This is a genomic window from Lacticaseibacillus pantheris DSM 15945 = JCM 12539 = NBRC 106106 (assembly GCF_001311175.1).
Taxonomy (GTDB): Bacteria; Bacillota; Bacilli; order Lactobacillales; family Lactobacillaceae; genus Lacticaseibacillus; species Lacticaseibacillus pantheris.
The window spans coordinates 1-15,441 of record NZ_BBAI01000051.1 but is presented as its reverse complement, the minus strand read 5'-3'; the positions used below and the strand labels follow the sequence as shown (position 1 = coordinate 15,441).

Annotated in this window: 16 protein-coding genes and 1 pseudogene; 14 read left to right on the top strand and 3 right to left on the bottom strand. The window is 50.1% G+C overall.

Features of this window, described 5'->3' with window-relative positions:
• Nucleotides 1-559 precede the first annotated feature (559 nt).
• The 11 genes and pseudogenes from JCM12539_RS11515 to JCM12539_RS11470 all read left to right on the top strand — a co-directional run bounded on the left by JCM12539_RS11515 (nt 560) and on the right by JCM12539_RS11470 (nt 10,917).
• The gene (locus JCM12539_RS11515; protein ID WP_054651630.1) at nt 560-886 is read left to right on the top strand and encodes a PadR family transcriptional regulator; all 327 of its coding nucleotides are present in this window, start codon (nt 560-562) and stop codon (nt 884-886) included.
• Entirely contained in the window at nt 883-1,722 is an 840-nt protein-coding gene (locus JCM12539_RS11510; RefSeq protein WP_054651628.1) for a hypothetical protein, read from the top strand. Before JCM12539_RS11515 ends, JCM12539_RS11510 begins: the two co-directional genes overlap by 4 nt.
• A 182-nt stretch (nt 1,723-1,904) precedes the next feature.
• Nucleotides 1,905-2,702, top strand: a complete 798-nt coding sequence (locus JCM12539_RS11505; protein WP_054651626.1) for a PucR family transcriptional regulator ligand-binding domain-containing protein — start codon at nt 1,905-1,907, stop codon at nt 2,700-2,702.
• Between the two features lie 183 nt (nt 2,703-2,885).
• Complete coding sequence (locus tag JCM12539_RS12915) at nt 2,886-3,473, top strand: helix-turn-helix domain-containing protein (protein ID WP_162204145.1); 588 nt, start codon at nt 2,886-2,888, stop codon at nt 3,471-3,473.
• Between the two features lie 245 nt (nt 3,474-3,718).
• Entirely contained in the window at nt 3,719-4,855 is a 1,137-nt protein-coding gene (locus JCM12539_RS11495) for a purine-cytosine permease family protein (RefSeq protein ID WP_225350367.1), read from the top strand.
• Between the two features lie 185 nt (nt 4,856-5,040).
• Nucleotides 5,041-5,703 carry an S-methyl thiohydantoin desulfurase family protein gene (locus JCM12539_RS15630; protein WP_439645141.1) on the top strand — a complete coding sequence of 221 codons (663 nt, stop codon included), beginning with the start codon at nt 5,041-5,043 and terminating at the stop codon, nt 5,701-5,703.
• A gap of 138 nt (nt 5,704-5,841) precedes the next feature.
• Nucleotides 5,842-6,156, top strand: a complete 315-nt coding sequence (locus JCM12539_RS15625) for an S-methyl thiohydantoin desulfurase domain-containing protein (protein WP_439645142.1) — start codon at nt 5,842-5,844, stop codon at nt 6,154-6,156.
• Nucleotides 6,156-7,711 (top strand): annotated as a pseudogene (locus tag JCM12539_RS11485) (hydantoinase/oxoprolinase N-terminal domain-containing protein). Before JCM12539_RS15625 ends, JCM12539_RS11485 begins: the two are co-directional and overlap by 1 nt.
• Nucleotides 7,712-7,927: 216 nt before the next feature.
• The gene (locus tag JCM12539_RS11480; protein WP_054651622.1) at nt 7,928-9,949 is read left to right on the top strand and encodes a hypothetical protein; all 2,022 of its coding nucleotides are present in this window, start codon (nt 7,928-7,930) and stop codon (nt 9,947-9,949) included.
• 153 nt (nt 9,950-10,102) lie between these two features.
• Nucleotides 10,103-10,471 (top strand): hypothetical protein, encoded by a 369-nt coding sequence (locus tag JCM12539_RS11475; RefSeq protein WP_054651632.1) that lies wholly within the window; start codon nt 10,103-10,105, stop codon nt 10,469-10,471.
• 125 nt (nt 10,472-10,596) lie between these two features.
• Nucleotides 10,597-10,917, top strand: coding sequence for a helix-turn-helix transcriptional regulator (locus JCM12539_RS11470; RefSeq protein WP_054651620.1), 321 nt, complete (start codon nt 10,597-10,599; stop codon nt 10,915-10,917).
• Between the two features lie 8 nt (nt 10,918-10,925).
• Here JCM12539_RS11470 and JCM12539_RS11465 read toward each other — a convergent pair whose 3' ends face one another.
• Nucleotides 10,926-11,195: a hypothetical protein gene (locus tag JCM12539_RS11465; protein ID WP_054651618.1), complete on the bottom strand. Its 270-nt coding sequence runs from the start codon at nt 11,193-11,195 to the stop codon at nt 10,926-10,928.
• 114 nt (nt 11,196-11,309) lie between these two features.
• On the opposite strand from JCM12539_RS11465, the gene JCM12539_RS11460 reads away from it, so the two are divergent.
• Entirely contained in the window at nt 11,310-11,594 is a 285-nt protein-coding gene (locus tag JCM12539_RS11460) for a hypothetical protein (protein ID WP_054651616.1), read from the top strand.
• A gap of 55 nt (nt 11,595-11,649) precedes the next feature.
• Here JCM12539_RS11460 and JCM12539_RS11455 read toward each other — a convergent pair whose 3' ends face one another.
• A complete protein-coding gene (locus tag JCM12539_RS11455; protein WP_054651614.1) occupies nt 11,650-12,072 on the bottom strand; it encodes an SRPBCC family protein in 423 nt (140 codons plus the stop codon).
• 76 nt (nt 12,073-12,148) lie between these two features.
• Complete coding sequence (locus tag JCM12539_RS11450) at nt 12,149-12,973, bottom strand: helix-turn-helix domain-containing protein (RefSeq protein ID WP_054651612.1); 825 nt, start codon at nt 12,971-12,973, stop codon at nt 12,149-12,151.
• A 302-nt stretch (nt 12,974-13,275) separates the two neighbouring features.
• Here JCM12539_RS11450 and JCM12539_RS11445 point away from each other — a divergent pair, with 302 nt between their 5' ends.
• Together JCM12539_RS11445 and JCM12539_RS11440 are read left to right on the top strand one after the other, a co-directional pair.
• The gene (locus tag JCM12539_RS11445) at nt 13,276-15,024 is read left to right on the top strand and encodes a Cna B-type domain-containing protein (protein WP_054651610.1); all 1,749 of its coding nucleotides are present in this window, start codon (nt 13,276-13,278) and stop codon (nt 15,022-15,024) included.
• 18 nt (nt 15,025-15,042) lie between these two features.
• Nucleotides 15,043-15,441, top strand: a 399-nt coding sequence (locus tag JCM12539_RS11440; protein ID WP_156302192.1) for a Cna B-type domain-containing protein, incomplete at its 3' end; no start/stop codon positions are given.

Below are 15,441 nucleotides of genomic sequence, written 5' to 3'. Positions count from 1 at the left end.
CCTGCCCGGAAAACCACCGGTCAGTCTCAGAAGTCGTCGCGTTCTAACGGCTAAAGCCATAAGAACGTTACACCCCGGCAGTGGTTACCATTCCGACCCCACACGCCTCCGCCCACCGATCCGGCCGACGCGGTCTCCCGCTACTTTGGTAACTGAGCCTCCGGGCATGTCGACTCCGTTCACAAGTCTACCCGAAGAATTGTGCTGCTTGTCGGTGAAGCATCGGCATAGTGTAGGTTACACGATACCGTAAGTGAGTCGGATTACTGCCGACTATGTAGACAAATTATTCTGCATGTACCCGAGGATGATTCTTGCGCTTTTGGAGTGGTTGGCTTTCTAAAGCAAAGGTCTGATATTTCCCGGGAAATAACTATCCGGTTGTGGGCAGTGGCACGCATGTACTGCCGTTAAAGTAAAGGGAGCATTCGCGATGAATGCTCCCTTTTTGCGCAGATTTCAATGTTCAAAAAGGATTGTTGACACTAGTTAGCTTTACAAACTAGGTAACCGGTGATATATTTTGGGTAGTTGGTAAAACTAACTAGTGGAGGAAAACATGAAGCAGTCACAATTATTAAAAGGTGTCCTCGAGGGCTGCGTTCTCCTCATTATTGGGCAAGGCGAAATTTATGGTTATGAACTAATGCAACGACTGCACGCGTACGGGTTTACTTCCGTCGTCGGGGGCACCCTGTACCCGTTGTTGACCAAACTGGAAACGCAGGAGCAGATTACGGGAAACTTACGTACATCACCAGATGGGCCAGATCGAAAGTATTTTCGGCTAACTACAAGTGGAGTTAAGGCGGGCCAGGATTTCGAGCGGCAATGGGCAGAGCTGCGCGCACAGGTTGCGGCAGTGGTGGAGGACAAGAACAAATGACACACAATGCGCAGTGGTATGCCGATAAATTGAATGCGTTGGAGAAGCAATTGACACCTGCTGACCGTGATTGGTTTAATTCGCTCCGTGAGTATACAACATTAGGAGCTGTAATGCGCGATGAAACCGCGGTGAATGCACAACTTTATGCCATGATGACTGATTTATCGGCGGCGGAGCAGGATGGCGGCGACGCTATTTCATTCTTCGGCAAAGATGCTCAGAAGATGGCAGATTCTATATTAAAGCAGTTACCCCCAGCCCGATGGCAAACAATTGCTCAACTTTTAGGAATTGTTGTTGGCGTTAGCTGGCTGGTTATGCTTATTGGTGGGGGATTGACGGATGGTGCGATGACCATCAACTTGCTTTCATACCTTGCAGTAGCCGCATTATCAACCGCTATGGTAGTAATCGTGCTGGCAGTGCTTCGGTACCAGATCTATGTAACGGTACGAATTCTTAAATCACGTCTTGCTGGTTTCCTAATTATTTGGCTCATAATGATGCTATACATTGGTGGCACCCTTGCCATCGTTACTTTTATGCCGTTAACATTCGCAATTAAAGTCCCCTTTGCGTGGGCGGTTGTGCTTGTCAGCCTGGCAACAGCCCTTGCTTGCTGGCTTGTCCTACATGTGCATGACAAGAATTTCACCCCAATGGCATTCATGGCGATCATTATTGGCGCAATGACAATCTTCAGGCTATGGTGGCAAGAAACCAAGTTCATACCGGCTGGCGTTATGGGCGCGATTGTGGTGATAATAACGGCGATTGCACTGGTTGTGTACGGTTTCTGGATGAGGCACGCCGTAAAAAGTGATCAGGAATAAACAGGGACTAGTATATGAGGATTACCTCGAGTCGTGTGTGTAGCATATTGAAAGTTTGGGAACCGTGGCGTCTCCACAATATATGCGTAAAAATCTCAACTAATATATAATCATTATAATGTGCTGTGTGAATGCCACTTGCTCTTAATCTTTCGAAAGCATGATTGTCAGGGGTGATCATAATGACGGTTACAATTGGTAATGTTCTTCGCCTGCCCGCTCTTCAAGGGGCGAGCCTTTTAACCGATGCTCGCGGGTTGGAGATGCCGGTCACCGCTGTTTCCGTTCTGGAGTATTCCGAGGTGACAGCGATTCAAAAATCCTTAGTTGATCAGATTCATTATCAGGGTAATGAGTTAGTACTAACCGCCTTTGCAAATGTTCGTGATAATGTGACTGCTCAATGTGAAAATATTCGCCTTATGAAGTCTCAAGGTGATACTGGATTAGTATTATTTTATGTAGGTATCTTGATGCCAAAGGTTGACCAGATGTTGATAGATTTAGCTAACGAGTTAGATTATGCGCTGATACTGATGCCGATGAATGATCCGCATCCCGCGTACAGTGACGTGATTGGGGATGTTATGCAATCAATTTTTTTGGATCAAATGCATAACCCAATGTTCGCAATGCAATTACTGGAACAAGTAACTAAAATGCCTGTGCAACATCATTCTATTGATACAGTGGTGCGACTAATCAGTGAACGACTCCACGTAGGAATTGCTCTTTTTGACCAGGACGGTCAGGAACTTGTTAGTTGCGCGTGGCCGGCGACCGTTAATGAAAATTGGTTGAATTTTTCTCGGGCTCATTTTGAGGGTATATCAGGATTAATCGATTCACGGCAGCAGTATTGGGAGCAGGTTACAGACAATCAACATTTCGGTACCGTCAGTTTACTGATTCTTCGAGATGGTCCCGCAATGGACGTTTATGCTCGCAGTGAGGTGGTATCGGCGCTACAGATAGCTTGAATTTGTGGGGCAAAAACCCGGGTGCCATTAACCGAAGTGCCTTGTTAACTGCAATTATGGCGGATGATCCGTTGCGTATTCATAAATTGTCTCGTTTTTTTCCATGTATCAGTAAATGAGCTTCAGCATGTTTGGATAATTCCTCAGTTTGTTGGGCAGGAGAGTTCTCACCATAAGGAGCAGTTGGTTGATGAGGTATCTCGTTTTGCTACAGTAAGTCTTTGCGAGCGTTACAAAGATATGCTGTTCATTTGTGTTAATGGAGCTTTATCTGCGCGGCTAATTGCTCATATAAGTAAGTCAATAACTGACTTAACTGCATTATGGAATTATCCCGTTTCCCCGATAGTGTGCCCACATCTACTTGGCTTAAGCGATTTAAGATCAGCTACAGAATTGGTGCAAACTAATGCTGCTGATGCTGCAATGATTTTTCCACATGACGAATGTTTAACTATTGGTGAATTAAGATTAGCCCAAAAATGTCGCAATATGATTGCTCGGGGTACCACGTGGTTAAATAGCGTACTTAATGCTCAGCGTCGACTGATCGATGTTGACGAGGCACCAGAGTTGCTAGAAACCATTGCAGCATTTCTGCTTGATTGCAATTGCAGCGTGGTAGACACTGCACGGCAACTTTTTGTTCATCCCAATACGGTTAAATACAGATTGGGTAAGATAGAAAATTTGGTTGGTTTTAAGGTTGGGACGATGCCGGATTCTGAATGGCTTTACACTCTCGCCGGTATATCCAGACTTATGCAATAGCAAACATTAAAAATGCAACCACCACTTTGACCTTTTGGTCAGAGTGGTGGCTGCATTTTTGTTTGTTTCAATAATGAAATTAAAACCAGGTGAGCGTAAACTAACTTTCAATGATAACCGGTTTCAGAAGTCAGAGCGTTGTTTTCAAGCTATATTCGTGTCGTGAGTACCGGAAATATAATGTTTTTTTTGTAACAATCAGTTTGCGGGCGCATCATTATCACTTTACAAATAAGGAGAAAAATATGGCAGATAATGCAGTTGATTCTAAAACAAAATTGGCGAATATGACCGATGACTATTCACTTGAACGGGTTCCTGCAGAAGGGAAAACACCGATGTGGAGAGTTTTGATTGTACAAATTGGTGGATTCGTAGCGCTCAGTCAGTTCATGTTGGGAGCGGAATTGGGCTACGGAATGAGTTTTTGGGATGCAGTGATTGCTACAACGGTCGGAAGTACATTTCTAGAATTTATCGCCTTTGGCCTGGGCGTTGCTGGTCAGCGTGAAGGGCTATCAACTTCACTGCTTTCTAAGTGGACTGGATTCGGCACAATTGGTTCTGCTGTCGTAGGTTTAACCTTTGGTATAAGTTTGATTGGGTGGTTTGGGATTCAAAATTCAATTTTTGCCCAGGGAATTATCGCCCTTTTACCGGGACATGTAAGTTTCCCCCTTGTTGCTGCGATTACAGGGCTGGTCGTAACCTTTTCAGTACTATTTGGATTTAAAGGACTGAGTTGGACTTCAAATATTTCTGTGCCTGCTTTTATTATCGTGATTGGCATTGCGACTTACAGCATGTTTAAAGGGCATACTTTGACAGGTCTGATCACCATGGCGGCTCCAGGAGCTGCTCTTTCAATGAGTGCAGCAATTACTATGGTTACGGGTAATTTCATTATTGGTGCCATTATCATGCCTGATTTGAATAGGTTTAATCACAACGCAAAGGATGTATTTTGGGTGTCGGTAATCGGCACATTAATTGGCGAACTTGGAGTTAACGTACTTGGTGTACTGATGGCACACGCTGTTGGTAAGGAAGAGATAATGCCAATTATTTATCAGTTAACGGGCGGCTTCGGCATTCTCTTAGTTATCTTCAGCTCAGTTAAGGTGAATGATTTAAATTTATACTCGGCGTCACTGGATTTTGCCAATTTCTTTAAACAAGTTTTTCGTAAAGATTTTAACCGAGGAGCGATTACCATTGTTTCAGGCTTAATTGGTACCTTTTTATCCGTCGTAGGATTGATTGACCATTTTTCTGATTTTCTAACCTTGTTAGGGTTAGTATTTCCTCCGATTGCATCCATCATGTTCATTGATTATTGGGTTTTAAAACGTTCTCGTCATGAATTGGATGAAAGTCGCTAGTAGGCCAATTGCCATCAAAGGAAGAACGATTCCCGTTGGTCACAATTATTGCGTGGGCAGGTGGAACTTTGGCGGGTGCGTACGCAAATTGGGGGATCCAATCATTAAACGTATTAGTAATCTCCGGAGCTCTGTATTACTTGGGCATGAAATTATTTGATCGTAAAAGGCTGGAGGCTTAAAAGATGCGTCAAATTGGAGTTGAAGAATTACGTGATATCGCCACTGGGGCCGCCCTTATGGGAGCTGGTGGTGGTGGTAATCCTGAAGTTGGGAAGCTCATGGCAATCGCAGCGGTTCGAGAACACGGTCCCGTTAGCTTGCTAGATCCGAGCGAAGTTCCAGATGATTTCTTAGTGACATCACCATCCGGAATTGGCGCCCCCGCAGTTGGATTAGAAAAGTTTCCTAACGGTAGTGAGTTCGAATTAATGATGAACAAGTTGCGGGAGATTTTAGGGCGTGATGTTGATGCGGTTTTTCCCATTGAGGCGGGTGGTATTAACTCGATGATTCCGTTTATCGTTGGAGCCAAGCTGGGGTTGCCCGTTGTTGATGCGGATGGCATGGGTAGGGCCTTTCCAGAACTGCAAATGTCTACCCTCGCATTGGCTGGTCACAGAATCTGCCCGTTAATTTTAGCAGATGAGAAAGGCAACCTAGTTCAGATTGATGTCGATAGTCCACATGATGCGGAAAAGTTTGCTCGTGCTGTTACGGTGGAAATGGGTGCTACTTCCCAATCTGTCAGTGATACAACCACTGGCGATGCTTTGCGTAATGATGGAGTTTTGGGAATTATTACTAAATGCCAAAAAAATAGGCCATTTAATTCGCCATTTGGGTGATTATCCTACGCCTGCAAGTGCGCTGGCAGCGTTACTCGATGTAACAAATGGTCAGCGGATGTTTACTGCTAAAATAACAGATATTAAGCACGTTACAAAGTCTGGCTTTAACTTTGGCACTGTACTTTTTTTTCTGGAATTGATGGTGACAGTGGTCGTATGGGTCAACTTGAATTTCAAAATGAGAACATTGTGTTTTCTGTAAGTGGAACCGTTGTTGCCACCGCACCTGACTTGATTACGCTGATAGATACTGAAACGCTAGATCCTGTCACTAATGAGGAGTTGCGGTACGGAAAACGTGTTCATGTTCTGGGCTTACCCGCGGATGATAAATGGCGCACACCTGCTGGAATAGAGTGCGTTGGCCCTCGTTACTTTAAGTACGACATTGATTATCAACCGGTTGAAGAGCTAGTTGCAGAAGCACAGAAAAAGGGGGTTATTGACTGATGAGTTATCGACTAGGAATTGACGTTGGGGGAACAAACACTGATGCAGTGATTTTAGATGATAATGATTCCGTATTAACAAGTACCAAAACGCATACGACCCCAGATGTTGAGAGCGGTATATACTCAGCAGTCGACGTTGTTTTGTCAGAAAGTGGGATTGATCCCACCTCGGTAACGGCTGCTATGCTGGGGACCACCCAGGCAACTAATGCCATTGTTGAGCGCAAGCAACTGGCGCGCGTTGGGGTTGTTAGACTCGGGTATCCGGCTACTGCTGCCATCCCCCTTACACTGAGTGGCCAAAGGATTTGGTGAATTCACTCACTGGACAGTATCAACTCGTACACGGTGGATATGAATATGATGGCCAATTATTAACGCCTATAGATGAAGATGAGTTACGGACAACTTTCCAAAAGTGGTCGGGGAAGGTAGACTCTGTAGCAATTGTGGGCGTATTTTCAGCCTTAAATCGTGACCAGGAAGAGCGGGCAGCGGACATTGCCAGAGAAGAGTTAGGGGAAGAAATTTCGGTTTCCCTATCATCCAAAATTGGTAGTATTGGACTTATTACGCGGGAGAATGCCACTATTTTGAATGCCGGCCTGTATCAAGTCATTAGTCGAGTTACCAAGGGCTTTTCGGCTGCTTTGAAGGCGAAGGGTGTGGTTAATGCTCAAGTGTACCTATGCCAAAATGATGGTACGCTGATGTCGTTAGAGTATGCCGCTAAATACCCAATACTGACCATCGGTAGCGGTCCGACTAATAGTATTCGCGGGGCATCGTATTTGTCTAAACGGCGAAATGCCCTGGTTTTGGACATCGGGGGCACAACCTCAGATTTAGGAGTATTGGTTAATGATTTTCCCCGCGAATCAAGTAAGGCTGTATCAGTTGGAGGGGTACAAACTAATTTTCGGATGCCCGACATACTTTCTATTGGGTTGGGTGGAGGAAGCATCGTTCGCCAGCTGACTGATGGTTCGGTGACCGTTGGGCCCGATAGTGTTGGTTACGCAATTACAGATAAAGCCTTGTGTTTTGGAGGTGATACGATTACCGCCACCGATATCGCCGTCCGGTTAGGTAAGGTGAAACTCGGTAATCCAAAGTTAACGGACGTGATTTCGCTATCCGTTGCACACAAAGCAGTAGATGTTATTCAAGCCCAGTTGGCTAATGCTGTTGATAAAATGAAGACGAGCGCAGAACCTGTGGATTTAGTTTTAGTTGGCGGCGGGGCCATTATTGCTACCGAGGCGATTGCAGGCACTAAGAAGACGTTTACTTCTGCACTGGGCGGTGTGGCAAACGCGATTGGAGCCACCATTGCTCAGATTGGTGGTCAGTCTGAACGTTTGTATCAGTACGTCACGATTCCCCGAGAAGAAGCAATCACTGCTACGACGGAGGATGCTACACGTCAGGCAGTTGAGGCCGGTGCCGACCAAGACACTGTTCAAGTGGTTGACGTGGAGGAAGTACCTTTGCAATATGCTCCTGGAGATTCAACTCGGGTCAAAGTTAAGGTTGTTGGTAATATGGTGTGATTTACGTGAACTGCCAGGTTGGATTTTACCGACGTATTTAACTTCTGGGACTTAAACAAAAAAAACACTCAGACCAACATCTGGGTGTTTTTGATTGGATAGGAAAGGCGAGATTAGAAATATTGCGCGTTGTCCAGATGATGGGGGCGAAACTCAAATGTGATACAATGTAAGCGCTTGATAATATTGCAACCTACATACCACAAGGAGGCCCCCATGTTCCAATACTCGCTTCGCTACACCCTGGATCCGCGTACCAATACGCCGGCCAAAGACGCCAAGCTGTACGCCTTTGTTCAACAGGCACACGTCGATAACGTTGCGTTCTTCATCAACCCCGAAGAGCTCAATGAAAGTCACCTGGATGCTGACCAGACCCAGATGTGGCTGGACGCCATCAAACCCGTGTCCGACCACCTCGCCACCCTCGGCGTCAGCACCAGCCTGAATCCTTGGACTACCATCATGCACTCTGACCGCGGACACACCGTTAGCCCCGCCCTCGGGTTCAGCACGTTGGTCGACATTAACGGCTGGCAGGCGACAGAAATTGCTTGTCCCGGTGATCCGGGGTGGCGGGCGTATTTGGCTGACCGGTACGCGCAGTACGCGACTTTGCATCCCCGCGAATTGTGGCTCGAGGACGACTTCCGCCACTACAACCACACGCCGCTGAAACTGGGCTGTTTCTGCGACCGGCACATGGCCATCTACCAGGAAAAGTTGGGCCGGAAAGTCTCCCGGGCCGCATTCGTGGCAGCCATGCTGGCGCCCGGTGCACCCACGCCCGAACGCAAAGTCTACCTGGATACCGCTCGCGAAGAGATGAAGGCGACCGTCAGCGCAATTGAAGCGCAAGTCCACGCCGTTTCGCCCGAGACTAACCTGGCACAGATGACGTCGTTCCCGAACTGGCACGCCTTGGAGGGACGCGACTGGGCCGGGCACTTTGCGGGTCTATCCGGTGAGGGTCACCCATGGGTTGCCCGGCCACACTTGCCTGCGTACAACGAAATTGCGCCGCTCAAGTACAGCCGCGTCTTTGAAGACTACACCCGCACCACCGCCGCCTACCTGGGGGACGATGCGGAACTGTTGCCCGAGCTCGAGAACTACATGTACTCACCGTTCGTGAAGTCGGTGGCCTTTACCCAGTTCCAGATTGAGACCGCCGCGTTGGTCGGCGCCCGCGGCATCCTCCTCAACCTCTTTGACATGATTGGTAACGGGATTGACGATGATTATCATTACGCGGAGATGCTGGCTGCCAGCAAGCCGTTCCTCGACGACATCACCACCCACCGTCTGTGGATGAGCACGACCCGGGGTATTCGGGTGCTGGTGGATCAGGACTCCGCGTACACGTTACACACGCACGCGGGCAAAGACCCGGTGGAACTGTTGCCGCACGAGACTAACTGGGCCGCACTGCTGGGTACGATGGGTTTCTCCACCACCATTACGCCGGTACAACCCGATACACACTTTGCGGGTGAACAGTTGGCCATCAGCGGCCAGCTCCTCCGCAACTTTGCACCGGACACGATTCAGCAGTTGTTAACGGATAACGTCACGCTGCTGGATGGTGAGGCCGTGCAGGTGTTGCTGGACCTGGGTTTGGGTGACCTGATACACGTCGACAATGCTGAGTGGCACGCCGTTCGGACCGGCTACCAGTCCTACGAAGCCGCGGACGGGCACACCGTCGAGGGGGTTGCCGACCCGCGCGTGACGATGTTGCAGCATACCGGGGATTACCTGCGGTTGGGATACGCGCCTGGGTCTGACGTCGACGTTTGGAGCCACGCGTACAGCGCGGACGGGACGCAACTGGGGCCGGTCATGGCGGTGATCAACCACCGCACAATCGTGATGCCAATGGATGAGGACCCCAAGTACGGGTGGGAATCCCAGTACGTCGGGTTCAAGCAGGGGTTGTACCAACAGATGCTGGACACGATTACGAATGTGGACTACCTGGTGGGGATGCCGAATGCAAAGTTGATTGTGACCACGCAGGACGGCCTTATGCTGTGGGCGGCCAATTTTACTTTGGATGATTATGACCGCATCACGTGGGTGCCGGCGCACCATTTGGACGCCACCACGGCGGTAGTGCTGAGCCGTGACGGGGACCAGAGCGTCACGACGTGGGTGCCACTGAAGCAGGAAGACGGCCGGGTAGTAATTCCGGTGCGACTCCCGCATTTACAGATGGTACAAATTCACTTTGAATAACAAAAATGGTATCCAGTCACGTGACGGGGCGGGGTACCATTTTGCGTTAGTTGGTGGGTGCTGCATGTTGTTATTAGGTGTATACTGGCGTTGTGAAGAACACGCTTACTTTTTGGAAACAAGTTAATCGTGATAACAATTCGGGAGGGAAACATTATGGACGTAACGGATTCAATCAAACGGCTGCGTTGGACGGTGGAACACCACTTTCTGCACATACAGGCGCAACACGACTTTATGCGCGCGTGGGCCATTCAGTTTGAGCTGGCGTACACCGACTTTCGGGTGATCCAGATGGCGCTGCAGTTGAGCGGGGAAGAGCAGCACCCGTTGCTGGGCGAGTTTGCCAAGGCTTACGATGATGTTTACCAGTACGAGTACGCGTTCGTTGCTGGTGGACTGGCCGGATTCAATGACAAGTTCGGCGGCCACATGGATGATTACCAGCATGCCGAGTCTAAAATGTTAGGGCTGATTGACCGCGTAGACGCGTTGCCGGCACTGCACACGTTTGGGGCGTAATGAGGTAAAGATAAAATTATTTGGTGGGCGCGGACATTCTCCGCGTCTTTTATTGCTTTGAAAAAAAATGTCTTTTGTAACGATTTTGGGGTAGTGGATTATCACTAGAAAGGTTGGTGTCACGCGTGTTTAAGGTTGATTTTGATCAGTCAGTGACGATGGACAAAGTGCCCAGCACCTCGGCCGCCGACGCACTGCAGGATTTGATGGCAATGCACCACGTCACCCAGGCGGACTTTGCCCAACATATCGTAATTTCGCAAAAGCAGCTGTCGTTTATCCTGAATCGTAAGGCGTACATGAGTATCACCGTTGCTAAACGGATTGAGCAAGCCACCGGGGTGAGCGCGCGCCTGCTCGCCCAATTAGACTTTAATTATCGGCTGGCCCACGAAGACGGTGGGGATTCTATCCTGGTAACACCGTTCGATTGGGCGAATGCTTGAAACTAGGTTCAAAGTCTGTGTCCGGACGGGTGCAATTTCCGGACCGCAGCGAGCGCGGCAACTTCGCGTGCAGTTAATGTGAGACCATCCGTAATCATGACCATTGATATCTGGTTGAGTAATTGCTGGAATGTGTCGGCAAAGGTTGCGCCGCATGCATCCTGTAATTTGGATAGGGATGATTGCACGTAGGTGGCGGTCTGCGAATGTGCATGGTCAGTTTGCAGAGCCTCATTGAGTTCGCGCATTGCCGCTATGATTTGATCGTGGTTGAACATTGTATTTCCTCTTTAGGTTGATGAACTTCCCTATGAATGAACCTGTTGTAACGTATACTGTAAACGAAAACAGTTAGTTTGCAAATCGCCTGTGATTATGACGGAGGTGGGTTGATGAGTGCTGCTAAAAGCTCTGATGAAGTTAAGCATTTGGACTTGGTCAGGATACGCAAAGTTGGCGACGAAATCATGGTCCCATTACCCGTATCGTTTAATATTGATGTTAATATTGAATACAGGGCAGTTCTAAAAGAGGACGGTGTCATCAAGTTGATACCCGGTAACACCAATTTATATGATGAAGCGACTGGGCTTGATGTCAGAGCCGCAATTGAGAAGAATCACGTGAAAGATAATGGTTCCTTAGTGGGCCGCGAAAATTTTTGGACTGAGGACTAATATTTACAACGACAGTCACGCCCTACCGCATATTAGCGGTAGGGCGTGACTGTTTTTACAGCGTTATACCGCTTTCCGCCACTGTGGCTAGTACCCGCAGATTCTGCATAAACCCGCGGCGAGCCACCGGCCGCAGCAGTTTGAGCGGCACCCCGGCTACGCCCGCGGGGTCAACTACGACGGTCTGGACGACCACTGTATCGTCGCCGTCTCCCGTCAGCGCGAAGTCGACTTGGTAGTTGAGGCGGTCACCCTGGACGTGGTAACTAATCACGTCACCTTTGTTCGACACCGTCAATTCCTCAGCGGCATTGATGGCGTCACGGTGCCGGTGAATGGCAAAGGTGTGGTTGGCGGTCGTGGCCACCGTGTTGATTTCCTCATCCCAGTTAACTAGCCGCTGCGGGTTAGCTAGAATGTCGGCCACGGCGGCCGGGTTGGCCTGGATGGTAATGGTGTTATCAAAGAATTTTTGCATGTCTGTCACGCTCCTTATTAAGTATGGTTTCAGCATACCGAACGGGGCGGGTCAGCAAAAATCAGAATACTAATATTTACGGTTTGTGCACGTGTTCATCAAATAGTTGCGCGAGGAAGGCTGATTGTTGTTCTGCTTCTAGGTGGCGGCCCGCGTCGCCGTTGCTTTGCGCAATCACCGCGATGAGGTAGTAACAATTGGCCAGCATAAAGTGTGAGTCGTGGGCCGTGATAAAGTCGATGCCGTCTAACAGTAGCTTAAGACTGCGGTGGTCCCGCTCCAACTGGTGCTGCGTGAGGGCGGCGAGGTAGTAGACCACGTTGAGGTTGGGGTCAAAGCGGTCGCCGCCCAGCTCGGCGAGCGCCCGGTCGCAGTATTCGTCGGCCGACTTTGCCTGCTGGTTGATGGCGTCGAGGTACGCCATAGTGACCCAGGCGAGGCGGGTCAAAGCTGTGGGCGTTGCCGGTGCGCTGGCGAGTGACTGCTGGAGCGATTGGCGGACCGCCGTCAGCTGTGGGGTCGCGGGTGCCTGTAGTTGGGCGACAGCCATGTAGTAATAATAGGATTGCGTTTGGGCGTCAGTTTGGACGTGGTCAATCACGTCTTGGTCGTTCAGTAAATTCAGCAGTTCTTGGTAGCGGTGCGCGTTACAGAGCGTGACCACGCGGTCGTTGATGGTGTCCGCATCGCTAATTGCGTAGTTGGTCGCGAGGTTGAGTACGTCCAGCGCCAACCCGAGGCGCGCACACAGCGCGATGAGTAGCTGGGCGTTCGGCGTGTACCGGTCGTGCTCAATTGATGAGAGCATGGACTGGGAACAGATACCGTCCGCTGCCTGGACTTGCGACAACCTTTGCGACTGCCGTTGTTGTTTGAGGATACTACCGATTGTGGGTTGCATAGGGCACCTTCTTCCATAATGCCAAGATCAGTAATTTAGGTAGATATTGACGTGGGCTTGGAATCATAGTTTTGGTAAAGGTACCACTGGCTTGTTTGTCGGTCAACGATACTTTGTCTTTGTGATGGCGTGTGTATAAGGGTTATGAAAGTAACTAGCGTAAATTAATAATATATATACGATGATTTTATCGCTTTTTCGGTCGTATGCCCCGTTAACCAATGCTATAATCTTATCGTGAATAAGCCCATAGTTGCCGGGTTCTAACATGTCGCTACGGACGCAAATAGTGAGGGTGCATTATGTTTAAAGGTTCAGGGAAAAGTTGGCGTACTGTCTTTGCATTACTGATGGGTCTGGTACTGATTTTGGGGCAGCTGTTTACGGCGGTGCCCTCCAGCGTTGATGCGGTTGGTGGCGGTCAAGAGTTACCGTCGCAAGGGTTAACGGCTGCGGACGCAACGGTCACCGACCAGAATGGCAAGGTGGTCCAAAATCCGGGCCAGCTGACGCTTTGGGATAACGTTAAGGTGCAATACCACTGGTCGGTGGGCGACGACGTGAAGGTGCAATCTGGCGACTACGTGACGGTGACCTTACCAAACGGGGTTGAGTTTAGCCAGGTTCAATCGTACCCCGTGGTTGATCCGGACAATCAGCAGCTGGTCGGGAATTTTTATGCGGACAAAGGCGCGACGACCGGCCGCATCACCTTTGGCACCTACTACCAGCAACACCAGTACGGCAAAGCCGGGACGCTTGAATTTTGGGCTCGCGGCGAGAAGAATACTGGTTCTGACGTGACGGGCAACCAGGATTATGCCCGGAAAATCGGCTGGTTGATTGATGAAACCTACAACCACCAGACGCAAAGGTATACCCAGGTTCAGTGGCAGGTCGCGATTAACCCGAACAACCAGTACCTGAAAAACGTGCAGGTAGTGGATACAATCGGTACGTCGAACCAGACGTTGGCGGCGGACACTTTCCACGTAACGTACGCGGCATCGGGTAAGGACGTGCCGACGAGTGACTACACGGTGACTCACAGCGGCAGCAACCTGACCGTGACGTTCAAGCAGGACATCACGGAGGCCCTCAACCTGCTGTACGCCACTAACATTACGGATGCGGCGTACCTGGCGACCGGGGCGGCGGCCGTGATGAACAACAGCTTCACCATGAGCGGGAAGCTCGCGACTACGGGTGGCGACGTCGACTTTGACACCACCAGCGGTTCGTACTCCGGCCAGGCACAGGTCCGTGTTGGTGGCAGCGCCACCGGCGACGGGACGGAAGGCAAAGTCACGGTCAATGGGCACAAAGTGTGGGCTGACCACGATAACCAGGATGGGTTGCGGCCTAGCAGCATCCAGATTGGTGTCTTTGCCAACGGCGGGAGTACGCCAGTCCAGACGCAGACGCTGACGACCCCGAACACCGACTTTGCGTTTAATGGGCTCGATGAGGTGGACGTGAACGGGACGCCGATTACCTACACGGTGCGCGAGCTGAACGTGCCGGATGGGTACACCAGTAGTGTGGACGACGCGACCAACACGATTACGAACACGCACGAACCGGCGACGACGACGGTTCGGGGCACGAAGACTTGGTCGGACAAGGATGACCAGGACGGCATACGTCCTGCTAAAGTGACGGTAGCGTTGTTTGCCAACGGTCAGCAGACGGCGACGAAGACCGTCACGGCGGCGGACAACTGGCAGTATGAATTCACTAGCCTGCCAGAGTTTGCGGCGGGGCAGAAGATTAACTACACTGTGCAGGAACTGAACGTTCCAGATGGGTACAAGGCTAGCGTTGACGGTTTTGACGTGACGAACACGCACGAACCGGCTACCACTAGCGTGCAGGGTACCAAGACCTGGAAGGATCAGAACGACCAAGATGGCATACGTCCGTCCAAAGTGACGGTAGCGTTGTTCGCCAACGGTAAGCAGACGGCGACAAAGACCGTCACGGCGGCGGACAACTGGCAGTATGAATTCACTAGCCTGCCAGAGTTTGCGGCCGGGAAGAAAATCACTTAAACCGTACAGGAACTGAACGTGCCGGACGGTTACAAATCCAGCGTTGATGGCTTTAACGTGACGAATTCGCACGAGCCGGGCACAACGACGGTCAGTGGTACCAAGACGTGGGTGGACAAGAACAATCAGGACGGAATTCGTCCAGGCAAAGTAACCGTAGCCTTGTTCGCCAATGGTAAGCAGACGGCGACGAAGACCGTCACGGCTGCCGACGACTGGCAGTATGAATTCACGAATCTGCCAGAGTACGCGGCGGGGCAGAAGATTGTCTACACGGTGCAGGAACAGAACGTGCCAGAAGGGTACAAATCAAAGGTTGACGGCTTCGACATCACGAATACACTAGTGCCGACGACACCGACGACACCGACGACACCGACGACACCGACGACACCGACGACACCGACGACGCGACGA